General features: G+C 72.7%; 19 protein-coding genes and 1 pseudogene. 11 read left to right on the forward strand and 9 right to left on the reverse strand.

Features of this window, described 5'->3' with window-relative positions; translation table 11 throughout:
- Positions 1-10: 10 nt before the first annotated feature.
- The 4 genes from POF43_RS09325 to POF43_RS09340 form a co-directional block, all read right to left on the reverse strand.
- Positions 11-490 carry a helix-turn-helix domain-containing protein gene (locus tag POF43_RS09325; RefSeq protein ID WP_271317110.1) on the reverse strand — a complete coding sequence of 160 codons (480 nt, stop codon included), beginning with the start codon at positions 488-490 and terminating at the stop codon, positions 11-13.
- A 79-nt stretch (positions 491-569) separates the two neighbouring features.
- Positions 570-4,133, reverse strand: a complete 3,564-nt coding sequence (dnaE, locus tag POF43_RS09330) for a DNA polymerase III subunit alpha (protein ID WP_271317111.1) — start codon at positions 4,131-4,133, stop codon at positions 570-572.
- 186 nt (positions 4,134-4,319) lie between these two features.
- A complete protein-coding gene (locus POF43_RS09335) occupies positions 4,320-4,775 on the reverse strand; it encodes a DUF3592 domain-containing protein (RefSeq protein ID WP_271317112.1) in 456 nt (151 codons plus the stop codon).
- Between the two features lie 374 nt (positions 4,776-5,149).
- Positions 5,150-6,361: a cysteine desulfurase-like protein gene (locus POF43_RS09340; RefSeq protein ID WP_271324574.1), complete on the reverse strand. Its 1,212-nt coding sequence runs from the start codon at positions 6,359-6,361 to the stop codon at positions 5,150-5,152.
- Between the two features lie 425 nt (positions 6,362-6,786).
- On the opposite strand from POF43_RS09340, the gene POF43_RS09345 reads away from it, so the two are divergent.
- On the forward strand, positions 6,787-7,785 hold the full coding sequence (locus POF43_RS09345) for a hypothetical protein (protein ID WP_271317595.1): 999 nt from the start codon (positions 6,787-6,789) through the stop codon (positions 7,783-7,785).
- Between the two features lie 90 nt (positions 7,786-7,875).
- Here the strand turns inward: POF43_RS09345 and POF43_RS09350 are convergent, their stop codons facing one another.
- Positions 7,876-8,910 carry an aldo/keto reductase gene (locus POF43_RS09350; protein ID WP_271325266.1) on the reverse strand — a complete coding sequence of 345 codons (1,035 nt, stop codon included), beginning with the start codon at positions 8,908-8,910 and terminating at the stop codon, positions 7,876-7,878.
- A gap of 353 nt (positions 8,911-9,263) precedes the next feature.
- Here POF43_RS09350 and POF43_RS09355 point away from each other — a divergent pair, with 353 nt between their 5' ends.
- The 6 genes from POF43_RS09355 (at position 9,264) to POF43_RS09380 (ending at position 16,135) form a co-directional block, all read left to right on the forward strand.
- Positions 9,264-9,776, forward strand: coding sequence for a SigE family RNA polymerase sigma factor (locus tag POF43_RS09355; protein ID WP_271317593.1), 513 nt, complete (start codon positions 9,264-9,266; stop codon positions 9,774-9,776).
- Positions 9,763-10,599 carry a hypothetical protein gene (locus tag POF43_RS09360; protein ID WP_271325265.1) on the forward strand — a complete coding sequence of 279 codons (837 nt, stop codon included), beginning with the start codon at positions 9,763-9,765 and terminating at the stop codon, positions 10,597-10,599. Before POF43_RS09355 ends, POF43_RS09360 begins: the two co-directional genes overlap by 14 nt.
- A 743-nt stretch (positions 10,600-11,342) precedes the next feature.
- Positions 11,343-12,101, forward strand: a complete 759-nt coding sequence (locus POF43_RS09365) for a L,D-transpeptidase family protein (protein ID WP_271318246.1) — start codon at positions 11,343-11,345, stop codon at positions 12,099-12,101.
- A gap of 220 nt (positions 12,102-12,321) precedes the next feature.
- Positions 12,322-13,530 carry a L,D-transpeptidase gene (locus POF43_RS09370; RefSeq protein ID WP_271325596.1) on the forward strand — a complete coding sequence of 403 codons (1,209 nt, stop codon included), beginning with the start codon at positions 12,322-12,324 and terminating at the stop codon, positions 13,528-13,530.
- Positions 13,531-13,872: 342 nt separating this feature from the next.
- Positions 13,873-15,147 carry a serine hydrolase domain-containing protein gene (locus POF43_RS09375; RefSeq protein WP_282704499.1) on the forward strand — a complete coding sequence of 425 codons (1,275 nt, stop codon included), beginning with the start codon at positions 13,873-13,875 and terminating at the stop codon, positions 15,145-15,147.
- 637 nt (positions 15,148-15,784) lie between these two features.
- The gene (locus tag POF43_RS09380) at positions 15,785-16,135 is read left to right on the forward strand and encodes a hypothetical protein (RefSeq protein WP_271325305.1); all 351 of its coding nucleotides are present in this window, start codon (positions 15,785-15,787) and stop codon (positions 16,133-16,135) included.
- Positions 16,136-16,494: 359 nt separating this feature from the next.
- Here the strand turns inward: POF43_RS09380 and POF43_RS09385 are convergent, their stop codons facing one another.
- A complete protein-coding gene (locus tag POF43_RS09385; protein ID WP_271325306.1) occupies positions 16,495-17,061 on the reverse strand; it encodes a DinB family protein in 567 nt (188 codons plus the stop codon).
- Positions 17,062-17,158: 97 nt separating this feature from the next.
- On the opposite strand from POF43_RS09385, the gene POF43_RS09390 reads away from it, so the two are divergent.
- From POF43_RS09390 to POF43_RS09405, 4 genes are all read left to right on the forward strand, one after another.
- Positions 17,159-18,121 (forward strand): helix-turn-helix transcriptional regulator, encoded by a 963-nt coding sequence (locus tag POF43_RS09390; protein WP_271325307.1) that lies wholly within the window; start codon positions 17,159-17,161, stop codon positions 18,119-18,121.
- 376 nt (positions 18,122-18,497) lie between these two features.
- Positions 18,498-19,439: a helix-turn-helix domain-containing protein gene (locus POF43_RS09395; RefSeq protein WP_271325308.1), complete on the forward strand. Its 942-nt coding sequence runs from the start codon at positions 18,498-18,500 to the stop codon at positions 19,437-19,439.
- Positions 19,440-19,784: 345 nt separating this feature from the next.
- A complete protein-coding gene (locus tag POF43_RS09400) occupies positions 19,785-20,750 on the forward strand; it encodes an SMP-30/gluconolactonase/LRE family protein (protein WP_271322300.1) in 966 nt (321 codons plus the stop codon).
- A gap of 104 nt (positions 20,751-20,854) precedes the next feature.
- Positions 20,855-21,760: an MBL fold metallo-hydrolase gene (locus POF43_RS09405; protein ID WP_271322299.1), complete on the forward strand. Its 906-nt coding sequence runs from the start codon at positions 20,855-20,857 to the stop codon at positions 21,758-21,760.
- 488 nt (positions 21,761-22,248) lie between these two features.
- Here the strand turns inward: POF43_RS09405 and POF43_RS09410 are convergent, their stop codons facing one another.
- From POF43_RS09410 to POF43_RS09420, 3 genes and pseudogenes are all read right to left on the reverse strand, one after another.
- Positions 22,249-22,647 (reverse strand): PIN domain-containing protein, encoded by a 399-nt coding sequence (locus POF43_RS09410; RefSeq protein ID WP_271322298.1) that lies wholly within the window; start codon positions 22,645-22,647, stop codon positions 22,249-22,251.
- Positions 22,644-22,931 carry a hypothetical protein gene (locus POF43_RS09415; protein ID WP_271322297.1) on the reverse strand — a complete coding sequence of 96 codons (288 nt, stop codon included), beginning with the start codon at positions 22,929-22,931 and terminating at the stop codon, positions 22,644-22,646. Before POF43_RS09415 ends, POF43_RS09410 begins: the two co-directional genes overlap by 4 nt.
- Before the next feature lie 117 nt (positions 22,932-23,048).
- Positions 23,049-23,558: pseudogene (locus POF43_RS09420) on the reverse strand (macro domain-containing protein).
- Between the last annotated feature and the right edge of the window lie 173 nt (positions 23,559-23,731).

A 23,731-nucleotide genomic window follows, 5' to 3' on the forward strand; every position in this document is an offset into this window, starting at 1 on the left:
GGACGGCCGGTCAGCCGATCGGTCCCGGGTCGCGGTGCTCCCCGCGTTCCCGGCGGGCGATGACGTCGATCATGTCGCTGATCGTGCCCACGCCCTCCGGGGAGAGGTTCACCGCACGCAGAGCCATGCTGCGCACGCCCGCGTCCCGCAGCGCGCCCAGCAGTTCGAGTTCCTGGGCGATCGCCGCGCCGCGGTCGTCCTCGAAGAAGTACGCCACCGGCACCTGGAAGAACGCGGCGAGCGCCTCCAGGTGCCGCTTGGTCGGATTGTCCCGCCGCCCGGTGCGCAACTGCCACAGGTAGGTCGCCGAGAAACTCTCCCCGGTCGCGTCACGGCAGGTCTTGGCGACCTCCTCATGGCTGAACGGCTCGTGGCTCGGGCGGCGTACGACCCGGAACAGCGCGTCGATCTTCTGCGCCAGCGTGCCCGTTCCGCGTCCCGGGTCCGTCGCGGTCCCCGTCTCCTGCGGGCACTCCGGTTCGGTCGTCACAGCTTTCGCCTTTCCTTCGTCCGGCGTGCCGTCATGGTAGACCGCACCCGCCCCGCCGGTCAGCGGGGTATTCCGGCGCTCAGGCGACTCCCAGCCAGGCGGCCGGCCCGAAGCTGCCCTTGATGTCGGAGGCGACCGTCTCGGAGTTGATGAGGAAGCCCAGTTCGAAGACGGTGGTCTTGCTGGGCGTCTCGACCCGCAGCCGGATCGGGGTCTCGCCGGGATGGGCCTGGAGGATGCGCTTCAGCTCGGCCACGCCCGGCGGGATGACGCGGTGCGCCTTGAGTGCGATGACCACCGGCGGGCGGCCGCCGTGCTCGGCGGAGGCGGTGTCGAGGATGGCGAGCTCCTGGCCGGCGATGTTGATGCCGGAGTCGCGGGCGTTGATCCGGCCGCGGACCGTGACCACGTTGTCCTCGATGAGCTGCGGGGCGACGAGCTGGTAGGACGCGGGGAAGAAGCAGACCTCGATGTTGGCGTCGCGGTCGGCGAGGTGGACGATGGCCCACGCGTTGCCCTGCTTGGTCATCCGGCGTTCGACACCGGTGATCAGGCCGGCCAGCTTGACGTCGCCCTGGGCGCGGCCGGAGCCGAGCAGTTCGGGGATGGAGACGTCGCGGTTGCGGGCCAGGATGTGCTCGGCGCCGTCCAGCGGGTGCGCGGAGACGTACAGGCCGAGCATCTCGCGTTCCAGGGACAGCAGTTGCTTGCGCGGCCACTCGTGGTCGCCGACCCGGATGTCCAGGCCGATGGAGCCGGTCTCGTCGGGGCCGCCGTCCATCGCGCCGAACAGGTCGTCCTGCCCTATGGCCTGCTGCTTCTTGACCGGCACGATGGCGTCCACCGCCTGCTCGTGGATGTCGCACAGCGCGCGCCGGGCGTGGCCGAGCGAGTCGAAGGCGCCGGCCTTGATCAGCGACTCCACCGCCCGCTTGTTGCACGCGGGCAGGTCGACCTTGTCGAGGAAGTCGCCGAAGGTGCTGTACTTGCCCTTCTCCTTGCGGGACTTCACGACCGACTCGATCACGTTGGTGCCCACGTTGCGCACGGACTTCAGGCCGAAGCGAACGTCGTCGCCGACGGCGGAGAAGTCGGCGACCGACTCGTTGACGTCCGGCGAGAGCACCTTGATGCCCATCCGGCGCGCCTCGGCGAGGTAGATGGCCGCCTTGTCCTTGTCGTCGTCGACGGACGTCAGCAGCGCGGCCATGTACTCGGCCGGGTAGTTGGCCTTCAGGTAGGCGGTCCAGTACGACACCAGGCCGTACGCGGCGGAGTGCGACTTGTTGAACGCGTAGCCGGCGAACGGCACCAGGACGTCCCACACCGCCTGGATCGACTCGTCGGAGTAGCCGCGCTCGCGGCAGCCGGCCTGGAACGGGATGAACTCCTTGGCCAGCACCTCGGGCTTCTTCTTGCCCATCGCGCGGCGCAGCAGGTCGGCCTGTCCGAGGCTGTACCCGGCGAGGATCTGCGCGGCGCGCTGCACCTGCTCCTGGTAGACGATCAGACCGTACGTCGGGCCCAGGATGCCCTGGAGCGGTTCGTCCAGCTCCGGGTGGATCGGGATGATCTCCTGCTGGCCGTTCTTGCGCAGCGCGTAGTTGGTGTGCGAGTTCATGCCCATCGGGCCGGGCCGGTACAGCGCGGAGACCGCGGAGATGTCGTCGAACTTGTCGGGGCGCATCAGCTTCAGCAGTTCGCGCATCGGCCCGCCGTCCAGCTGGAAGACGCCGAGGGTGTCGCCGCGGGCCAGCATCTGGAAGGTCACCGGGTCGTCGAGGGGGATCTTCTGCATGTCCACCTCGATCCCCCGGTTGGCCTTGATGACCTTCACGGCGTGGTCCATGATGCCCAGGTTCCGCAGACCCAGGAAGTCCATCTTGACCAGGCCCATCTCCTCGCACTGGGGGTACGAGAAGCCGGTGATCTTGACGCCGTCCTTGGCCCGCATGTGCATCGGGATCAGGTCGAGCAGCGGGGTCTTGGACAGGATGACGGCCGCCGCGTGCACGCCGGTGCCCCGGGTGAGGCCCTCGATGCCCTTGGCGGTGTCGATGACCTTCTTGACGTCGGGGTCGTTGTCGTACATCTGCCGGACCTCGCCCGCCTCGCCGTAGCGGGGGTGCTTGGGGTCGAAGATGCCGGTCAGCGGGATGCCCTTGCCCATGACGTCCGGCGGCATGGCCTTGGTGATCCGGTCGCCCATCGCGAACGGGTAGCCCAGGATGCGGCTGGAGTCCTTGACGGCGGCCTTGGCCTTGATGGTGCCGAACGTGTTGACCTGGGCGGTGTAGGCGTCGCCGTACTTGTCGGTGACGTAGCGCACCATCTGGTCGCGCTGGCGGTCGTCGAAGTCGATGTCGACGTCCGGGGGGTTGATGCGCTCGGGGTTGAGGAACCGCTCGAAGAGCAGGTCGTGCTCGATCGGGTCGAGTTCGGTGATGCGGGTGAGGTACGCCACGAGCGAGCCGGCCGCGGAGCCTCGGCCGGGGCCGACCGGGATGCCGTTGTCGCGGGCGTGCCGGCAGATGTCGGCGACCACGAGGAAGTAGGACGAGAAGCCCATCGGACCGATGACCTTCATCTCGGTCTCGATGCGCTCGTAGATCTCCGGCCCGGCGTTGTCGCCGTAGCGGTAGGCGATGCCGATGGCGATCTCCTTGCGCAGCCACGACTCCTGCGTCTCGCCCTCGGGCACGTCGAACTGCGGCATCTGGTCGACGAAGTTGAAGACCTCGTCGTAGGACCCGACGCGCTCGGCGATCAGCAGCGTGTTGTCGCAGGCCTCCGGCAGCTCCCGGAACATCCGCCGCATCTCCTCGGCGGTCTTCAGGTAGTAGCCCGAGCCGTTGAACCGGAAGCGGGCCGGGTCGTCCTTGTTCTTGCCGACGCCGATGCACAGCAGGTTGTCGTGCGCGTCGAACTGGTCCTCGGTGATGTAGTGCGCGTCGTTGGTGGCCAGCAGCGGGATGTCCAGGTCCTTGGCCAGCCGCAACAGGTCGGCGCGGACGTTGCGCTCCAGGTCCAGGCCGTGGTCCATCAGCTCCAGGAAGTAGTTCTCCTTGCCGAACAGGTCCTGGTAGTCGGAGGCGGCCTGCTTGGCCAGGTCGTACTGCTTGAGCCGCAGCCGGGTCTGGATCTCGCCGGAGGGGCAGCCGGTGGTGGCGATGATCCCCTCGGAGTGCTGCGAGATGATCTCCCGGTCCATCCGGGGCTTGCCGGACGGGAACTGGCCTTCGAACGACGCCGTCGAGGAGAGCCGGAACAGGTTGCGCAGCCCCTGCGCGCTGCTCGCCCACATCGTCATGTGGGTGTACCGGCCGCCGCCGGAGACGTCCTTGCCGCCCTCGCCGTCGTCCGACACGGCCCGCTGGCCGCCGGGTCCCCAGAACTCCTGCTTGCGGTTGAACCGGCTGGAGGGCGCGACGTACGCCTCGATGCCGATGATCGGCTTGACCGATTCGACACCCTTGGCGATCTGCTGGAACTCGTACGCCCCGAACATGTTGCCGTGGTCGCTCATGGCGACCGCGGGCATGCCCTGCCGCTCGACCTCGGCGAACATGGGCTTGAGCTTCTGCGCCCCGTCCAGCATCGAGTACTCGGTGTGATTGTGCAGGTGGACGAAGCTGTCGGGCACCGGGCAACTCCTCGTACGACGTGCTCTCGAAGGCCCTTCACCCTAACCTCATACGTCGCTCCCGCATCCCTTTCCGGCCGTGCGTCCGGTCACCGCCGCCCCGGTGGCCGATGCCCGCCGGTCCCCGCACACCGTCCCGCCACCGCTGTCACGACGACCGCGGCTGGCCGAAAACCGCCCCCGGCGTCAGGGCAGCATCGACGCGCCGACGAAGCCGCTGACGGCGAACAGCGCGCCGAACGCGGTGAAGACGGTGAGCACCAGCAGGACGAAGACGGCCCCGGCCCAGGCGGCCGGACCGGCCGGGGTGTCGACCACCGCGTGCTGCGGCCGGTCCGGCAGATACCGCACCGGGACCTGGTCGCCGGTGACGACGGTGCCGGCGGCCGGCGACGTCACGCGGTGCTCCCGGCCGTCGGGCGTGGTGAACGACAGCACGGCCCGCCGGCGGGACGGCCCGTCGGAGTCGTGGGTGACGTAGGTGTCCACGCAGTACGCCCGCGCCGTCTCGCCGAACCGCAGCGCCCGGTGCCGCCGCAGCAGCGCGCGCACGAAGGCGACGACGCCCGCGGCACCGATCAGCGCGAAGACCGTGCCCATCACGCCGAACACCGTGCCGGCCGTCCCCATCACGTCGAGCATGACCGCTCCTCCCGTCGCCCCGCGCCCGGCGTCCGGCGCGGGCTGTGCGGTGAAGGATGCGGCGACGGGCCCCGGTGGTTCCCTCCCGGGGGGGGTGGCGTGGGGTGAGGGGCCTCTCCGGTGCGCGGGCTGAGGGGCTTCCCCCGGCCGGGGTTGGCGCGGGGTGAGGTGCTTCCCCGGTGGGGCCGCTCGGCGGCGGCGGGATTCCCCGGCCGGGGCCGGCGTGGGGTGAGGGGCCTCTCCGGTGCGCGGGCTGAGGGGCTTCCCCCGCCGGGGGCCGCTCGGCGGCGGCGGGATTCCCCGGCGGTACGGCCGGTTGCCGGTGAGGTCCGCTCGGCGTCAGCCGGCTTCCCCCGGCCGGGGCCGGCGCGGCGTCACCCGGCCGGCGTGGCCAGGAAGGCGGCGAGGCCGTCGAGGAGCCGGACGACGTCGGCGCCGCTGGTGTAGGGGGCCAGGCCGGCGCGCAGGCCGCCGCTGTCGCCGAGGCCGAGGCGGCGGGACGGCTCCAGGGCGTAGAAGGACCCGGCCGGGGCGCTGACACCGCGGCCGGCCAGGAAGCGGCAGGCGTCGGCGGCGTCGCGGCCGTCGAAGGTCAGCAGCAGGGTCGGGGTGCGCCGGGCGGCCCGCGACCACACGGTGACGCCCGGCAGTTCCGCCAGCCCCTCCTCGGCGCGACGGAGCAGGCCGTCCTCGTGCTCGCCGACCGCCTCCAGCGCGGTGATCAGCCGCCGGCGCCGGCTGCCCTCGCCGGGCACCAGGCCGGCCAGGAAGTCGACGGCCGCCGTGGTGCCGGCCAGCAGCTCGTAGGGCAGGGTGCCGAGTTCGAACCGCTCCGGCACCGCGTCGGTGGACGGCAGCAGCTTGTCCGGCGCCAGCCGTTCCAGCGTCTCGGGCGGGCTCGCCAGCACCCCGCAGTGCGGGCCGAGGAACTTGTACGGCGAGCAGGTGTAGAAGTCGGCGCCCAGCGCCGCCACGTCCACCGCCGCGTGCGCGGTCAGGTGGACCCCGTCGACGGCGAACAGCGCGCCGGCGTCGTGCACCAGCCGGCCGATCTCCTCCAGCGGCGGCCGGGTGCCGATCAGGTTGGACGCGCCGGTGAGCGCCACCAGCCGGGTGCGCGGGCCGAGTTCGGCGGCCACGTGCGCCGCGGTCAGTTCACCGCGCTCCGGGTCGAAGTCGATCCACCGCACCTGCGCGCCGACCGCCGCGGCCGCCTGCACCCAGGGCCGCACGTTCGCGTCGTGGTCGAGCCGGCTGACCACCACCTCGTCGCCCGGCCCCCACTCCTTGGCCAGCGTCCGCGCCAGGTCGTACGTCAACTGCGTCATGCTGCGCCCGAAGACGATGCCGCGCGGGTCGGCGCCGAGCAGATCGCCCATCGCCGCGCGGGCGCCGGTCACCGTGTCGTCGGCGCGGCGCTCGGCGGCGGTGGTACGGCCCCGGTTGGACAGCCCCGCCAGCAGGGTGTCGCGGATCGCGTCGGCCACCGCGCGCGGCGTCTGCGAGCCACCGGGCCCGTCGAAGTGCGCGGTGCCGTCCGCCAGGGCCGGGAAGTGGCGGCGGACCGCCTCGACGTCGTAACTCATGGGCGGTGCCCTCCGGTTCGATCGGTCGGACGTTCCGCCGGTACGGTACGGGCCGCGGGGGGCGGGGGGCGGGATTTCGGGAGTATCCGGTGTGGTGGGTGGGGGGGAAGCGGTGCGTGGGGTCTGGTCGGCGGTGGGGTGAGCGTGACGTGGCGGGCGGCACCGTGATGCACGTGACGTTGACGTGGCGCGGGTGAAGTCGCTGACGCGGAGGTGACGTTCCCCTGGCTCCGGCACGGCTCCGGTCCCGACTCCGCCCGGTCACGTCGAGCTCGTACCGCCTGATTCGTCCTCCGTCCGGGGCGGCGTCGTCACGTCCGGGTGGTCGCGGGGTCATCATGGACGGGGACACCGAACCGATGAGCGTACGAAAGGGGCGACATGACCCACGCGGCCACGCCCGTCGTCGTCCGGGGGGACCGGCCATGAGGACCGTGACGGTACGGTGCCCGACCTGCCCGGACCACCCGGTGCTCAACGCGCCGGAGGAGACCGACACCCGGCGGTGCATCCGCTGCCAGGGGGAGCACCGGCGGCTGCGCGAACCGCATCCGGGGGACCACCTGTGCGACGTGTGCCGCAGCGAGTGCCCGCGGTGCGACGCGCCCGCCGGCCCCGGGCTGGGCGGGCTGTGCCGGGCGTGCTCCGGACGGTGCCGGGACTGCGGCGGCCAGTTGTCCCTCCGGTCCACCGACACGACGGTGGTCACCGCGCCGCCACGCGCCGGCGGCGACCGCACCCGGGTGCTGTTCCCGTCGACGTGGACGAAGTCGCTGTGCGACCGCTGCCTGCACAGCCGGGCCGCGGACCGCGAGCGGCAGGTCACCCGCACGCTGCCGCCGAAGCTGCTGCGCGCCTGCGGCGGCAGCGCGCCGGCCCGCGCGGTCTACGTCATCCGCGCCGAACTGGAGCGCAACCCGGTCCGCCGGCTGACCGAGCGCATTGAACGCCGCTGGTGGCAGCAGTGGTCCGACCGGCCGCTGCGCCGGGCCGGCGACGAGGACGTGGCGGGCTACGGTCCCGACGACGTCGCCGTCTGGCTGGTCTCGCCGTCCGGCTGCCGCGGCGGCTGCGAGGACGGCTGGGTGCCGGACAACCCCGACGAGCCCTGCCCGGTGTGCCGGCCGCGCACGCCTTACCGGGCGGTCGCCACCCGTACCGCCGTCTCCGGCGACATGGCCGCCACCGCCCGGGCCGCGGTGCGTTCCACCCAGGCCCGCCAGCCGGTGCCGACCGGCGAGTACGTACCGGCGTCGGCGACCGCCGGGGACGACGAGGACCGCGACCGCGTCCGCCGGCTGGAGTCGGAGCGCCGCACCCGGCCGCTCAAGCGCCGGCCGGAGGTCACCCTCGCGGAGGAACAGGCCGACCCGGTGTGGGCCGCCGCCCGCCGCCGGGCCCGCGAGGAACGCGAGAGCCGCTGACACCGGACGGCCGCCCGCCCGCGGGTCCGCCGTCCCCGTCGGCATACGCCTCCGTCGGCCCGCCCGTCCCCGTCGGCCCGCGCCCCGCGCCTACCGGCCGCCCTCGATGCGGCGGGAGCGCTGCTGGACGCCGGGGACGCCGTACGGGTAGTCGGCGGCGCCGGGGTCGCTGGCCGCGTCCAGGCGGTCCAGTTCGGCGGCGGACAGCACAAGGCCGTCGGCGCCCAGGTTGTCGTCGAGCTGGGCGAGGGTGCGGGCGCCGAGGATGACGGAGGAGACCATCGGGCGCGACAGCAACCAGGCCAGCGCGACCTGCGCCATGGACGTGCCGCGGCCGTCGGCGACCGCCTTCACCTCGTCGACGACCGCCCAGGTGCGTTCCAGCCGGGAGCGCCGGTCGTACGCCTCGACGCCGCGGTCCGGGTTCTCGCCCAGCCGGGTCGCGCCGGTGGGGCGCTCGTCGCGGCGGTACTTGCCGGTGAGCCAGCCGCCGCCCAGCGGGCTCCAGGGCAGCAGGCCCAGGCCCTCGGAGGCGCACGCGGGGGTGATCTCCCACTCGATCTCGCGGGCCAGCAGGCTGTACTGCGGCTGGAGCGTCACCGGCCGCGCGTAGCCGCGGAAGTCGGCCACGTCGACCGCCTTCTGCACCTGCCACCCGGTGAAGTTCGACAGGCCCACGTAGTGCACCTTGCCCTTGCGCACCGCGTCGTCCAGGAACCGCAGCGTCTCCTCGACCGGCGTCAGCGGGTCCCAGGAGTGCACCTGGTACAGGTCGACGCCGTCCACCCCGAGCCGCCGCAGCGACGCGTCCAGCGCCCGGTCCAGGTGCCGCCGCGACAGGCCGACGTCGTTCGGCCCGCCGGCGGTGGGGAAGCGGCCCTTGGTCGCCAGCACCACCTGGTCGCGGACCTCGGCGGGCCGTGCCGCCAGCCAGCGGCCGACGATCTCCTCGGACGCGCCGGCGGTGTAGACGTCGGCGGTGTCGACGAGCGTGCCGCCCGCCGCGACGAACCGGTCCAGCTGGGCGAACGCGCCCTCCTCGTCGGTCTCCGCGCCGAAGGTCATCGTCCCCAGCGCCAGCGCCGACACCGCGCACCCACTGCGCCCCAACGCCCGATACTCCACGTCGACTCCTCATCCGTAACGACCGGCGGTCCGTGCGTCACCACCGTGTCACCACCCTTTCCGGCGACCGGCACATCCGTCCAATAGAAGAATCCGAACGCACTCATCGACCGAAGCACTGAATCGGCGCCACCGGCACCTTCCGTACCTTCGGCGCCGCGGGGGACGCCTCCGCTCCGGCGCCCTCACCTCGCGGCGGCGCACGGCCCGGGCCCGCCTCGCTGCGGCGCACGACTCCGGCGTTGCGGTGTGATCTGGGTCTCGTAGGACAACCTGCTCGGAAGTCCACCTTGTTATCGATGATGTGAAGAACACGTCGTGGACAGAGGTGCGATGGCAAAGGCGTGGCGGCGATGAGGCGGGAGGGCGACTTCGAGGAGTTCGTCGCGGCCCGGGGGCCTCGGCTGCTGCGCGTGGCCTGGCTGCTGACGGGCGACGAGCACCTGGCGGAGGACCTGTTGCAGACGGTCCTGGCCCGGGTCTGGCCCAAGTGGCGCCGGGTCTCGGACGGCAATCCGGACGCCTACGTACGCAAGGCGCTGGTCAACACGTACGCCTCGTGGCGGCAGCGGCGCTGGCAGGGCGAGGTCCCGCACGACGACCTGCCGGACGTGACGGGCACCGACGTCTTCGCGGCGGTCGATCTGGAGCACTCCCTCGCCGCGGCGATACGGCTGCTCCCGCCACGCCAGCGCGCGGTGGTGGTGCTCCGGTACTTCGAGGACCTCAGCGTCGAGGAGACCGCCGGCGTGCTCAACTGCCGCCCCGGCACCGTCAAGAGCCAGTCGGCCAAGGCGCTCCGCACGATGCGCGGACGGCTGACGGCGGCGCTCGCGGACGAGGGGGAACCCTGTGACAGCCGGTGACGGCGGCGACGGCCGTGACGACAGCCGTGACGAGCGCGGCGACGACGCCGAGACGGACCTCGGAGAGTTCGCGCTGCGGCGGTTGCTGGAGGCGGGCGTGCCGCGACTGTCCGCTCCGGCCGACCGGATGCGCCAGGTCCACCGCCGGGTGGTCCGCCGCAGGCGTCGCCGGGCCGCCATGGTCGGGGCCGTGACCTGCGTGGCCGCGATCCTGGCCCTGGCCGGCCCGTTGGCCCGCGGGCCGGCCCGCGACGACACCGCGCTCCCGGCCGGCGTACCGCCGCTCGCCGCCATCCCCACGGTCGGCGACTCACCGGTCGGCGCGGCGGCGGCCGGTCCCGGGGGATGGCTGCTGCTGCCCTTCGGCGGCACGGACATCGGGGTGGTGCTGCCCCGGCACTGGCAGGCCGAGATGGTCCCCGGCAACGGGTTCGCCGTCGGCTACGCCACGGACGGCACGCTCGGCCCGCCGAAATCGTGCCCCGACCCGGCGGTGGGCGCGTTCGCCTGCCTGCCGGTGAAGGGACTCCCGGCCAACGGCATGGCGTTCGCCTTCCTGGCGGGGGTCCCCAAGGACCGCGTCACCGTCGCGCACAAGCCGTTCGAAGGCGGGTTCTTCTTCAAGCCCCCGCGTTCCCCCCGGCCCGACAAGGACTGCGCCATCATCGGCGGGACCCGGGAGATGGAGGCCATCGGCGGCATCGGCCACGCGATGGGCCCGGTCGCGTATGTCTGCATGCGGGGGACCTCACAGGCACAACTCGACCTGGCGAAGAGCGTCCTGGACTCCGCGGTGTTCTTCAGCAAACCGGCGACGGACTGATCACTCCGGCGCCGCGCTGATCGCTCCGCGGGGGGATCGCTCCGCGGGGATGACCGCTCCGGGGGGATCGCTCCGCGGGGGGATCGCTCCGGGGAGGAGTGTCCGGCGGGGGCGCGGGGGCGTCGGGGGCGGTGCTCGGACGCGCCGGTGCCGGCGAAGGCGCCGGTGTCGGGGGCTCGGAGGCATCGCTGTCGGCGCAGGCCACGGTTTCGGGGGCTCGGCGGCACCGGTGTCGGGGAGGCGCCGGTGTCCGGGCCCGGTGGCAGCGCTGCCGGGGAGGCGCCGGTGCCGGTCCCCGGAGGCAGCCGCTGCTGTCGGGGGATGGGGCTGCTGCCGCTCGGCTGTCCCTCAACTTGCCCTCTCCGCACGGCTGTTGACGGCCTATCGCGTCACGCCACCCGGCTCCGCCTCTGCCACACCGGGGCTCGGCGACCCCGCACGCCTCGCGAGTCCGCCTGCCTCACCACCCCGCACCTGCGACTCCGCCTCGCGACTCCACCTGCCTCACCACCCCGCACCTCCGACTCCGCCTCGCGACTCCACCTGCCTCACCACCCCGCACCTCCGACTCCGCCTCGTGGCTCCGCCTGCCTCACCACCCCGCACCTCCGACTCCGCTTCGTGGCTCCACTTCCAACGTCACCTCGTAACTCCGCACTTCCGACTTCCGGTCGGCGACCCGTCCGTTTCCCTGCCGAATCAGGCCGCGCGGTCTTCGCGCGCGCCGCCGAAAGGTGTTCCCGATGCGTGCTCGCACCTGTCTGTTCGCCGCCGTACTCACCGCCGCCTCCGTGGGGGCCGTCAGCGGTTGCGGTGCCGTCACCGCTTCGTCGGCGGCCCAGCGGACGGCGGCCGTCAGCCATGACGCCCCGGCCGCGACGCCGTCCGCGCGGGCGGCCGCCCTGAGCCTGCCCGCGCGGCTGCCGGGGGTGGGTCCGCGGACGCTGGCCGAGGTGCCGGCCGACGCGAGCCAGGTCGTCGAGGTGACCGGCGACGGCCGCAACTCGCCGACGGCCGCCGTCGTGCTCTACCAGCGCACCGCCGCCGGCTGGAAGGCCGGCGCGACGTGGCAGGCGCACAACGCGCTGCACGGCTGGAGCGCGCACCACACGCAGGACGACCTGCGCTCGCCGATCGGCGTGTTCGGCCTCACCGACGCCGGCGGGCGGCTGCCCGACCCGGGCACGAAACTGCCGTACGACCAGTCGGCCAGCGCCTTCGCCGAGAGCGGCACCGGATTCAACGGCGAATCGCTGGCGACCGCGTTCGACTACGTCGTCGCCATCAACTACAACCGCAAGCCGGGCACGTCACCGCTGGACTGGACCCGGCCGATGGGCGCCTCGCGCGGCGGCGGCATCTGGTTCCACGTCGACCACGGCGGCCCGACCCACGGGTGCGTGAGCATCTCCCGCGCCCACATGAAGGACCTGCTGCGCACCCTCGACCCGGCGGACCACCCCGTCGTCGTCATGGGCGACGCGGCGTCCCTCGCCCGCTGAACGCCCTCCCCGGCCGGCGAGCTCCTTCTCGCACAACTCCCGTCACCGGCCGGCCCGTTGAGTCGCCCCGGCGCACCGATCCCGCCTCGTCGAGCCGGTTCTCCGGACCACACCGGTCCGTTGAACCCGTCGGGGCCACGACCTCACCCCTCCATCGCTCCGCACTCCACCAGTCACCACCCACCCCACCAGCACGCCACCCACCCCGGCCGGAGATCCGATGAACGCCACCAAAACCCTGCTGTGCGCGGCCACCCTGCTCGCGGCAAGCATGACCCTGACCGCCTGCGACGCGGGCGGGGCCCCGACCGGGGTGAGGACGGACGGCAAGGCGCCGGCGTCCGCCAAGCCCGCCGCCGCGGAAGCCCACATCACGCTCGGCGCGGCGGACGGGCAGCGCAACGTGTCCGTCGACCGGGGCGGACGGGTGACCGTCAGCGGCGGAACGTTGACGCACGTCACGCTCACCAGGGCCGACGGTGGCCCGCACGTGGCCGGCGCGCTCTCCGACGGCGGGCGGTCCTGGCAGCCGGCCGCCGACCTGAGCCCCGGCACCGCGTACCGCCTCACCGCCGAGGCGACCGACGGCGGTCGCACGGTCGACAGGTCGGCCGCCTTCACCACGCTGGCGCAGGACGACCGGTTCACCGGCACCGAGGTACCCGCCGCGGGTACCACGGTGGGCGTCGGCATGCCGGTGTCGTTCACCTTCGACAAGGCGATCACCGACCGCGCGACCGTCGCCGCCGGTATCCGGGTGACCTCCACCAGCGGTCAGCAGGTCGTCGGCCACTGGTTCGGCGACCGGCGCGTCGACTTCCGCCCCGAGCGGTACTGGGTGCCCGGCTCCACCGTGACCGTCCAGGTCGCGCTGGACGGCCTGCGGGGCGGCGCGAACGCGTACGGCACGCAGGACGAGACGTTCCACTTCACCATCGGCCGCAGCCAGGTCTCCACCGTCGACGCGCGCAGCGACACCATGAAGGTCGTGCGGAACGGCAAGGTCGTCAGAACGCTGCCGATCACCGCGGGCGCGCCCGGCAGGACCACCTGGAACGGGCAGATGGTGATCGAGCAGAAGCTGCTGACGACCCGGATGGACGGCGCGACCGTCGGCTATGCCGGGCAGTACGACATCCCCGACGTCCCGCACGCCATGCGGCTGTCGGACTCCGGCACGTTCATCCACGGCAACTACTGGGCCGGCGCCGGCGTCTTCGGCCACACCAACGTCAGCCACGGCTGCGTCGGCCTGGCCGACGTCAGGGGCGGCGGCGACCCCGACCAGGACGCCGCCTGGTTCTACCGCGACTCCCTCATCGGCGACGTCGTCATCGTCAAGAACTCTCCCGACCACACGGTCGCCCCGGACAACGGCCTCAACGGCTGGAACATGCCGTGGGCGCAGTGGGTGGGGGACGCGGCGTAGGGGGGTGTTCCCTGGCGGGGCCTTTCGGGAGGTACTTCTGGCGGAGGGGGCCTCCGACGGAGGGGGTGCTTCTGGCGGGGGGTGCTTCTGGCGGAGGGTGCTTCTGGCGGACGGTGCTCCTGACGGAGGGAGCCCTCGGCGGAGGGAGCCCTCGGCGGAGGGAGCCCTCGGCGGAGGGAGCCCTCGGCGGAGGGAGCGCGCCGGGGCGTTGGAAGCCGCGGGCCCGGCCGGCCTCCCCACCCGCACCCGCACCCGCGTCCCCGCCCCCCGGGGGCTCTCCCCACCCCGCCCCCGGGTGGCAGCCGCATCGCCCGCCGGCTCCCCGGCCGGTTGACTCAGGGGGTGGCCGCGAAGACGCGGGTGAACCGGGTGACGGGAAGTGCGATGCGGGTCAGGACGGCGGGAAAACGGACGGTCGTGGCGGCGTGGGTGGTGGCGCTGGCGGCGTCGACCCTGGCCGCGGCGCCGGCGGGCGCGAACGCCGCGGCCTCCACGGGCGGCGGCTCCCGCGGCGGGGGCTACTCCGCGGCGGACCTGCGCGAGGACCTCGCGGCGGTGCGCGCGGCCGGCGGCGGCGACATCAACGTGGTGGCCCGGCTGGACCGCCAGGGCCAAGCCCCACTGCGGGCCCGGTACGGCACGGCCGGCCTCGGCTCGACGGCGCCCGTGCCGTGGGACCCGGAGTTCAGGACGGCCAGCACCACCAAGACGTTCACCGCGGTCGTGGTGCTCCAACTCGTCGCCGAACACCGGTTGTCCCTCGACGACACGGTCGACCACTGGCTGCCCGGCCTCGTCAGCGGCCACGGCAACGACGGCCGCCGCATCACCGTGCGCGACCTGCTCCAGCAGACCAGCGGCCTCTACGACTACGTCGACGACCCGGACATCCAGGACCGGATGATCAACCACTTCGACGAGAACCGTTTCGACGACACCCCACCCGCCCAGCTCGTCGCCATCGCGATGGGCCACCCGCCGCTCTTCACGCCCGGCGGCGGCCGCTGGGCGTACTCCAACACCAACTACCTGCTCGCCGCGATGATCGCCGAGAAGGCGAGCGGCGGCCAGAGCTGGCAGGAACTGGTGGAGCACCGCGTGATCGCCCCGCTCGGCCTGGACCACACCTACATCCCGGACGCCGACCCCTATCTCGTCGGCCCGCACGAGCGCGTCACCATCACCGGCCCCGACGGGAAGCCCCTCGACCTCACCGACCAGAGCTTCCAGCACACCGCCGACTCCGGCGTCGTCAGCACCCCCGCCGACCTCGACACCTTCTTCCGCGCCCTCGCCACCGGCAAGCTGCTGCCGCCCGCCCAGTGGGCCGAGATGCGGACCACGGTCCCGTACGACGACCTGCCCGTCCCGCCCGCCGGCACCCAGGGCGGCTACGGTCTCGGGCTGCGCGTCCTCCCCCTGAGCTGCGGCGGCACGTACTACATGCACGAGGGGGACGGCCTCGGCGTCTACGGCCGCCCCGCCGTCTCCGCCGACGGCCGCCGCGCGGTGACCGTCGCGATCACCACCACCACGGCGCTGATCGACCAGGACAAGGTGAACCGCGCGGTGGAGACTCTGACCGACCACGCCCTGTGCGACGAGGCCACGTCGTGAACTCGTCTGCGCCCAGGCGGTAGTGGCCGACACGCTCGCCCGGTTCCCGGCCCCGGTGCGCACGCCCGGTTTCCGGTGCGCTCGGTTTCCGGTCCCGGTGCGCGCGCCCGGTTTCCGGTGCCGTCGCCAGGTTCCCGGTTCGCTCGTTCCCGCTTTCCGGTTCCCGGTTCCGGCTTCCCCGTGCCCTCGCACGGTTCGAGGCGGGCGGCCGGGCCGAGGCGGGGGTTTCCGGTGGCGGGGTTCCGGTGGCGGGGGTTTCCGGTCACGGGTGCGGTCTTCGGGACGCGGGGATGTCCGGTGACAGGGGTTTCCGGTGACGGGGTGCGGTCTTCGGGGCGCGGGAGTGCGGGGGCGCATTCCAGCCGCGGGGTGTGAGGGCGCGTTGCAGCGGGCCCCGTCGTCCGTGAAGGAGCACGCGTTCCGGCGGGGTGCGGCACTGGACGCGGCCGGCGAGGAGCCCGCCGCGGTGGCCGCCGGCTCGTCGCGGAGCGAGCGGGGCGTGCGTCGTGACGGGTACACGTGCCGACGCCGCGGACCGTACTCGTTCGGGTGGGGCCGGGCGCGGTTCGGCATGAGGGGGCTCGTGCGGGGGCAGTGCACAGGCGGCATTGACCCGTATATCGTGAGGAACCTCCCCATGCGCCTTCGCACCACCCTGCTCGCCGCCGCCGTCAGCGCCGCCGCGCTCGCGCTGAGCCTGCCGACCGCCGCGAGCGCCACCGAGGGGGCATTCACGTACGTCTACGACGACCCCTCGGGCGCACCTCACCTGGGCCTCGTCGTCGATCCGCCCAGCCACACGTGCGTCCCGCTGCGCGAGGTGGCGTCCCCGTATCTGTCGCCCGCCCACAGCCCGCACAACGACACCGCCTCCGTCGCCAAGGTCTTCACCGGCCCGTTCTGCGACGGCGCCTCCTTCCCGCTCAGGGCGCTCGGCGGCCATGCCTCCGACCGGCTGAAGCTGCGTTCGGTCGAGTTCGGCGGCTGACGCGCGCCGCGCGCCGCGGAACGGTGTGCTGACGGAGGCCCGGGTCGACGACCACCGACGCCCCGGACCTCCTCACCGTCAGAACGTCACCGCCGGGCCGGCCCCCGTACACCCCGCGGCACGACCTCCGGCACCGTCCGGTCTCCGGCGCCGTCCGGCGACCGCGGTGCGAGCGTCCGCACGTCCTGCGCCGGGACGTCCCCCGTTCGCACACCCCGCGTCGGAACGTCCCAACGTCCCGCGTCCGCACGCCACGCGCCCGCGTCTCGCCCGCGATCCCGGTGATCAGCCGATCGTCGTAGTAACCAACCCATCGTCATGGTCACCCATCGTCGTAGTCAGCCCATCGTCTTGGTGGATCAACCCATCGTCTTGGCGCCGTCGAGGGATTCGCGGAGTATGTCGGCGTGGCCGGCGTGCTGGGCGGTCTCGGCGATGATGTGCAGCAGTACGCGGCGGGCGGACCACCGCGCGCCGGGCTCGAACCACGGGGCCTTCGGCAGCGGGCTGTCGGCGTCCAGGTCGGGCAGGGCGGCGACCACCTCGTCGGTGCGGCGGGCCACCTCGGCGTAGTCGGCCAGCAGACCGGCGAGCGTCTCACCGGGCAGTATCCGGAACTCCTCGGTGCGCCGGGCGAAGTCGGCCTCGGTCATGGCGCTGGCGTCGGGCTTCGACGACGGGTCCAGGATGAAGTCCACCCAGCCGCGCTCGGCCTCCGCGACGTGCTTGATCAGGCCGCCGAGGCACAGCTCGCCGGCGGTGGTCCGCAGCCCGGCCTGCTCGTCGGTGAGGTCGCGGGTGGTGAAGCGCAGGAAGTGCCGGTGCTTGGCCAGCACGGCCAGCAGGTCGGCGCGCTCGCCGGTGGCGGCCGGCCCGGCGGCCGGGTCCTGGGGGGTCGGTTCGTTGACGGCCCTGGTCTCGCTCATGGGCTCCGCCTTCCATGGTTCCTGTTGCGTCGGTCAGGAACAACGGTAGGAAGCACAGCGGTCACTTTCTGACCTGAAGTGCAGGAGAATCGGGAGTATGGCGAACACCAGCACCCGGACGCTGCGGCTGCTGTCCCTGCTCCAGAACCACCGGTTCTGGCCGGGCACCGAACTGGCCGAACGGCTGGGGATCTCGGTCCGCACCCTGCGCCGGGACATCGACCGGCTGCGCGAGCTGGGCTACCCGGTCGAGGCGCAGCGCGGCACCGACGGCGGTTATCAGCTCGGCTCGGGCGCGGTGCTGCCGCCGCTGGTGATCGACGACGAGGAGGCGGTCGCCCTGGCCGTCGGGCTTCAGGTCGCGGCGCAGGGCGCGGTGGAGGGCATCGCCGAGTCGTCGGTGCGGGTGCTGGCCAAGTTGGTGCAGGTGATGCCGGCCCGGCTGCGGCGCCGGGTGGAGGCGCTGCGGGCGATGACGGTGCCCGCCGACTGGGGCGGCCCGGCGACGGAAGGCGTCGATCCGGGCGTGCTCACCGAGGTGGCGCTGGCCTGCCGGGACAGCGAACAGCTCCGGTTCTCCTACGTCGCCGCCAACGGCCGGCACACCGAACGGCATGTGGAACCGCACCGGCTGGTCTGCCCGGGACGCCGGTGGTACCTGGTCGCCTACGACCTCGTCCGGCACGACTGGCGCAGCTTCCGGGTCGACCGCCTGACCGCGCCGACGGGCACCGGTTCCCGCTTCCGCCCCCGCGCCCTGCCCGCCCCGGACGCGGCCGCGTTCGTCAGGGCCGGCCTGGACAACCTGCCGCACTCCTACCGGGTCGAGGTCCTGGTGAACGCCCCGGCCGGGACGGTACGCGAACGGATCGGCCGCTGGACCACCGTCGAGGAGATCGACGCCGAACACTGCCGGGTACGCATGACGACGGACTCCCTGGACTGGCCGACCCTGGCCCTGGGCAGCCTCGACGCCGAGTTCCAGGTCATCACCCCACCCGAACTCCTCACCCGACTCCACGACTGGGCCGTCCGCTTCACCCGAGCAGGGGAGGGGTGAGGACGCGGAAGGCGGGGGGACGCCGGAGGCCGCGTGAGGCGGGAGGCCGCGTGAGGCGGGAGGCCGCGTGAGGCGGGAGGCCGCGTGAGGCGGGAGGCCGCGTGAGGCGGGAGGCCGCGTGAGGCGGGAGGCCGCGTGAGGCGGGAGGCCGCGTAACGCAATAGGTGGCGTGACGCGGAAGGTCACGTAACGCGGCAGGCGGCGAGGGCCCGGCGCGGATGGCCTCGGGCGGGGGCGCTGCCCGTGACCGTGGAGATCCCCGTTTCACGGGAAACACTGGACCGATGTCAACGGTCCGGCCGGGGAGGCGGATCCGCTGGTGCCTATCCCTGGCCGGGGCAGGCTGGATTCTGCGGCCGGATCCATACTCGGGTCCATGAACGGAAAAGTGCGGCTCGGAGAGTTCCTGCAGACGCGGCGTTCCCAGTTGCGTCCTGCGGATCTGGGGCTGCCCACCTACGGGGAGCGGCGGCGGGTGCCGGGGCTGCGGCGTGAGGAGTTGGCCCTGCTGGCGGGGGTGAGCGCTTCGTACTACACCCGACTGGAGCAGGGGCAGTCGCTGAACGCCTCACCGGAGGTGCTGGACGCGATCGCCGGGGCGCTGCGGCTGGACGAGGCCGAGCGGCTGCACCTGCACAACCTGGCGCGGTCGCCCCAAGGCGCCGCCCGTCGCCGTCGGCCCGTACCGGAGCGGGTGACGGAGGCGACCGCCCAGTTGCTGGAGGCGCTGGCGGACACCCCGGCGATCGTGATCGGCCGCCGCAGTGACGTCCTGGCGTGGAACCGGCTGGGCCACGCCCTGTTCGCCGGGCACCTGGACCCCGGTTCCGCCGACCGGCCGGCGGAGCGTCCCAACATGGCGCGGCTGGTGTTCCTCGACGCCCACAGCCGTGACCTGTACGCGGACTGGCCGTGCAAGGCCAGGGCGGTGGTGGGGAACCTGCGTCTGGTGGCGGGCCAGTACCCGGACGACGCCGCGCTGCACACGCTGGTGGGCGAACTGAGCGCGAAAAGCCCGGACTTCGCCTCGATGTGGGCCGACCACCGGATCAAGCCCTGCGCCGTCGCCGACTACGAGATGCGCCATCCGCTGGTCGGCCCGCTGACCGTGACCCAGCAGACCTGGAGCCAGGAGCCGGGCCAGAACTTCGTGGCCGTCACGACGGAACCGGGCTCGCCCGCGCGGTCCGCGCTGGCCCTGCTCGCCCGAGCCGTCACCGCCCAGGCCGCCGCTCAAGCCGTCACCGCCCAGGCCGTCACCGCCCAAGCCGTCGCTCAGGCCGACCCGGCACGGCCGGGGGCCCGCACCGCCGGCTGACCCGACACCCACCACCACCGGCTGCCCCCGCCGCACACCCCACCACCACCGGCTGGCCCCGCCGACATCCCCCACCGTCGGCTGACCCGCCGACACGCCCCACCACCATCCGCCGACCAGCCGACACACCCCGCCACCGGGCACCGGGGCCGACCTCACCGGCCCCCGTCCACCGGACACGGCATCCACCGAACAGGACGTCCACCAGACACGACGTCCACCGGACACGGCCGACAACCGGCCGCTGCCCGAAACAGCCGCGGGCGCATCGCGCCCCGAGCACGAACCATCCGTCCACCGTGCGCCGGCGCGACGCTGCCGCATGCCCGAAAACAAGAAGGCGACATGTTCAAGAGACTGTCCAGGACCACCCTTGCGGCTGCTGTCCTTTCCTCGGCCGTGATCGCGACGATCGTTCCGGCTTCGGCGTCGGCCGCCTCCGCCCCGCTGAGCAACGCCCGAACCGCCGTGCGCTTCGACCTGGCCAAGGGCCAGACACCGGAGAACATCGCCCTGGCCCCCGGCGGCGGCGAGTACGTCACCTTCGCCGAGGCCCGCCAGGTCGCGCAGATCTCCCCCACGGGCGTCATCCGTGTCCTGGCCACCCTGCCGCTGCCCGCCGACGGAGGCGTCCACACCCCGGTCATGGGCTTCCCGCTGACCGTCGGCATCGTTCGCGCCGACGACGGCACCCTGTACTTCCTGTACGCCACCGGCACCCCCGACCTGACCGGCGTGTGGCGCCTGCGTCCCGGGGGCACACCGCAGCGCATCGCCGCGCTGCCCGCCAACGGTCTGCCCAACGGCCTGGCCCTGGACCCGCGAACCGGGACCCTCTACGTCACCGACTCCGCCCTCGGCACCATCTGGAGGGTGCCGGTCACCGGCGGCACGGCGACCGCCTGGTCCACCGCCCCCGAGCTGGCCTCCACCGGGTTCCTCGGGGCCAACGGCCTGAAGATCCATGACGGGGCGGTGTGGGCCACCAACCTCGACAAGGGCACCGTCCTGCGCATCCCCGTCCTCCCGGACGGCCGCGCGGGCTCGGTCCGGACCGCGGCCACCGGTCTGTCCGGGATCGACGACTTCGCCTTCACCGGCCGCGGCGACGAGATCCTGGCGGCTCTCAACGGTCCCAGCGAGGTCGCCCTCGTACGGCCCGACGGCTCCCACACCATCGTCCTGACCGCGGCCGACGGCCTGCAGAACCCCACCTCCGTCGCGCTGCGCGGCAACACCGTCTACATCGACAGCGCCGCCTACGTGACAGCCACGAACCCCGATCTCGTCGTCGCCCACCTCAGCCGCTGACACCACACCGACCGCGAGCGCGCCCCGGGGGCAGCCCACCGGCTCCCCCGGGCCGGCCGGTCATGGCCCCCGAGCCTGCCCGCCCGCACCTTACGGAGAACACCATGCAGCACACGCACACGCTCGAACTCGGCGGCGTCACCGTCACCCGCGTCGAGGAGATGCACGGGCCGCTCATGCCCGCGGACCAGTTCTTCCCCGACCTGCCCGAGCATGCCTGGCAGGAACACCACGAGATGCTGGTGCCCGACCATCTGGGCCCCGACGACACCGTGGTCCACGTCGCGATACAAACCTGGCTGCTCCGCAGCGAGGGCAGGACCATCCTGGTCGACACCGGCGTCGGCAACGACAAGACCCGCCCCGCCGTCCCCGCGTGGGACCACCTGCGGCTGGACTACCTCGGCAACCTCGCGCGTGCCGGTGTCCGCCCCGAGGACGTCGACCTCGTGATCAACACCCACCTGCACGCCGACCACATCGGCTGGAACACCCGGCTGGCCGACGGTGCCTGGGTGCCGACCTTCCCCAACGCCACCTACTTGATGCCCAGGGCCGACTTCGATTTCTGGAACCCGGTGAACAACCCGAACATCGCCGGCGGCGTCAACGAGAACGCCTTCGAGGACAGCATCGCCCCCGTGCACGCCACCGGCCAGGTCCAGCTGTGGGAGGAAGGCCACACCATCGACGGCAACCTGCGCCTGGAAGCAGCCCCCGGCCACACGCCCGGCTCCAGCGTCGTCAAGCTCAACTCCGGTGACGACCGGGCCCTGTTCGCCGGCGACCTGCTGCACACACCACTACAGGTCATGCACCCCGACCACAGCAGCTGCTTCTGCCAGAACCCGACCGAGGCCCGCGCATCCCGCCACAGGCTGCTCGGCTGGGCCGCGGACAACAACGCCCTGGTCCTGCCTGCCCACTTCAGTGGCCACAGTGCCCTCGAAGTCGAGAACAAGGGCAGCGGATTCGCCATCAGGACGTGGGCACCGATCACCCGGTACTGACCCCGCCCCCACCCCGCCGCTCCGGCCACCGCGGAGCGGCGGCAGCCCACGTGGAGCGCATCACGGATCACGGATCGCGTCACGGTTGCTGGAGGCCGAAGGCGGCCGCTGATTGCGATGCGCAGGCCCCGTATGTCGGTCTCACCCGGCTCCACAAGGTCAGCGGAAAAGGCAAAAGCCCCAGGTCACGGCGAGTGAGCCCTGGGGCTTCCACAGAGCCGCCTAAGGGAATCGAACCCTTGACCTACGCATTACGAGGGGGTGCGGGATCGTGGTGGGTGGTGCCGGGCGATGGCGTCGGGTCCCGTCTTCCCTGGTCAGGGACTTGCCGACGTCACGGCGGTGACACCCAATCCAGCTGGTGCTGCCTTGTCCGCTCACGCATCGCTCACGCATTTCGCCCAGAGATCCGGGTTCTGACCTGCCCGGTAGCGCCACCCGCGGAGGTGCGTCCTGTGGTTCACGACGGGGCGCCGGAGCACTAGGCGTCAGAGCTTCACGACCACGACGCGGTCTCCGCAGAGCTTGCGCATGTCGTCCTCGTCCGAGGTGAAGATCGTGACCCGGCCGGGCCGCCGAAGGGCCACAGCGGCAAGCGCGGCGTCGATCGCGTGCTTGTGGCCGTGCAGTCCGGCGCCCTGGAGGAGGTCGATGGCGTCGTTGGCGATCTGCTCGGTCACCGGTTCCACGCGCAGCCGCGACAGCGCCCACCGCCAAGCCGGCCTGTGGAGCTTGGCGTGATAGGCCTCGACGAGGGTCATCGACGTGGTAACGACGGGGATGTCGGAGCGGTCGGCGTCCTTGAGGCGCAGGCCCATGCGGCGGTCGCCGCGTACCCACTGCGACAGGCCTTCACTGTCGAGAAGGTAGACCTGTCCGTCGCTCACGCGGCCTCTCCGGAAGACCGTGTCCCCTTCCGTGCGCGCTCCTCACGCTCAGCGTGGGCGCGCTCGATCTCCTTGCGCTCGGCCTCTGCCTCCGCCAGTTCATCCGCCGTGACGGGACCGTATTCGGACTCCCACCAGTCGACGCCCTCGTGCAGCCGCTCCCGCTCGCGCTGACGCTCGACTGCCTGCGTGACGTAGCGGCTGAAACCGCCGGGGCCGACCTCGGAGCGGATCTCCTCGGCGAGCTCCTCTGGCAAGGTCACGGTGTATTTCTTCGTTGCCATACCATTGACCATACCGCGTGGCCGGCTAAGCGACCACCGTGTGCCCCGGCGCCCGAGCGAAGAAGGCCCGCAACAGACGGGCTGAGATGTGTCGATCGCCGGGCACCGGTCGGCGGGTCACCCTTCTGGTGGACCGCTGGTCGGCCGGCATCCGTGGTCGTAGACGGTGACCGGGATGTCGGCGGTGGCGAGGCGGGCGACAATCAACGGCTCAATGCGCTCTCATGTGCCGTCCGCCAGGCCGCAACCGATCCGTGGCACGTGGACGGACGCGTTCAACGTGGTGGCCCGGGCGGCGACAGTTCCGAGGGCGGTGTCGATGGCTTCGTAGCGTACGGGTACGCCCTTACTGCCGGTGCGCGTGCCGTGCTGGCCGATCATGTTGACCACCCACAGCAGCCGATCCACCTGGACGACCTGCACGGCGCCCAGGCCGAAGTCGTTCTTCGCGCGCTCCCGGTGCCAGTGCCGATAGCCGGCTTCCGGTTCGGGCCAGCGCTTGGAGATCGCGAGCACGAAGCCCTTACCCCAGCCGCCCATGTCGTTGCAGACGTGCGCGATCACCTTCGGGCCCTTGCCCAGCGGTGTCGTCGCGTCACCGCGTACGTAGTCGATCCCCGTCCCCATGTCCGCGAAGCTATCCGGCTGCGCCGACAACGGGTGATGCTCGGTTGCGCCCTGCGGAACCGCGTCAGGGCGCGAGGTGCCCCATCCTCTGCCTCACGGGCGGTCCGTGGGCCGGGCCACCAAGCTCACCCGAGGACGTCTAGGACTCTCCGGGCGGCGTCATGGTCGGGCTC

The sequence above is a fragment of the Streptantibioticus silvisoli genome (assembly GCF_027947535.2).
Lineage (GTDB): Bacteria > Actinomycetota > Actinomycetes > Streptomycetales > Streptomycetaceae > Streptantibioticus_C > Streptantibioticus_C silvisoli.

Excerpts from the sequence above, each read along its gene's own strand:
- POF43_RS09335 (WP_271317112.1), bottom strand. The coding sequence starts at position 4,775 with ATGCTCGACGTGATGGGGACGGCCGGCACGGTGTTCGGCGTGATGGGC.
- POF43_RS09340 (WP_271324574.1), bottom strand. The coding sequence starts at position 6,361 with ATGAGTTACGACGTCGAGGCGGTCCGCCGCCACTTCCCGGCCCTGGCG.
- POF43_RS09345 (WP_271317595.1), top strand. The coding sequence starts at position 6,787 with ATGAGGACCGTGACGGTACGGTGCCCGACCTGCCCGGACCACCCGGTG.
- POF43_RS09355 (WP_271317593.1), top strand. The coding sequence starts at position 9,264 with ATGAGGCGGGAGGGCGACTTCGAGGAGTTCGTCGCGGCCCGGGGGCCT.
- POF43_RS09365 (WP_271318246.1), top strand. The coding sequence starts at position 11,343 with ATGCGTGCTCGCACCTGTCTGTTCGCCGCCGTACTCACCGCCGCCTCC.
- POF43_RS09370 (WP_271325596.1), top strand. The coding sequence starts at position 12,322 with ATGAACGCCACCAAAACCCTGCTGTGCGCGGCCACCCTGCTCGCGGCA.
- POF43_RS09380 (WP_271325305.1), top strand. The coding sequence starts at position 15,785 with ATGCGCCTTCGCACCACCCTGCTCGCCGCCGCCGTCAGCGCCGCCGCG.
- POF43_RS09385 (WP_271325306.1), bottom strand. The coding sequence starts at position 17,061 with ATGAGCGAGACCAGGGCCGTCAACGAACCGACCCCCCAGGACCCGGCC.
- POF43_RS09390 (WP_271325307.1), top strand. The coding sequence starts at position 17,159 with ATGGCGAACACCAGCACCCGGACGCTGCGGCTGCTGTCCCTGCTCCAG.
- POF43_RS09395 (WP_271325308.1), top strand. The coding sequence starts at position 18,498 with ATGAACGGAAAAGTGCGGCTCGGAGAGTTCCTGCAGACGCGGCGTTCC.
- POF43_RS09400 (WP_271322300.1), top strand. The coding sequence starts at position 19,785 with ATGTTCAAGAGACTGTCCAGGACCACCCTTGCGGCTGCTGTCCTTTCC.
- POF43_RS09405 (WP_271322299.1), top strand. The coding sequence starts at position 20,855 with ATGCAGCACACGCACACGCTCGAACTCGGCGGCGTCACCGTCACCCGC.
- POF43_RS09415 (WP_271322297.1), bottom strand. The coding sequence starts at position 22,931 with ATGGCAACGAAGAAATACACCGTGACCTTGCCAGAGGAGCTCGCCGAG.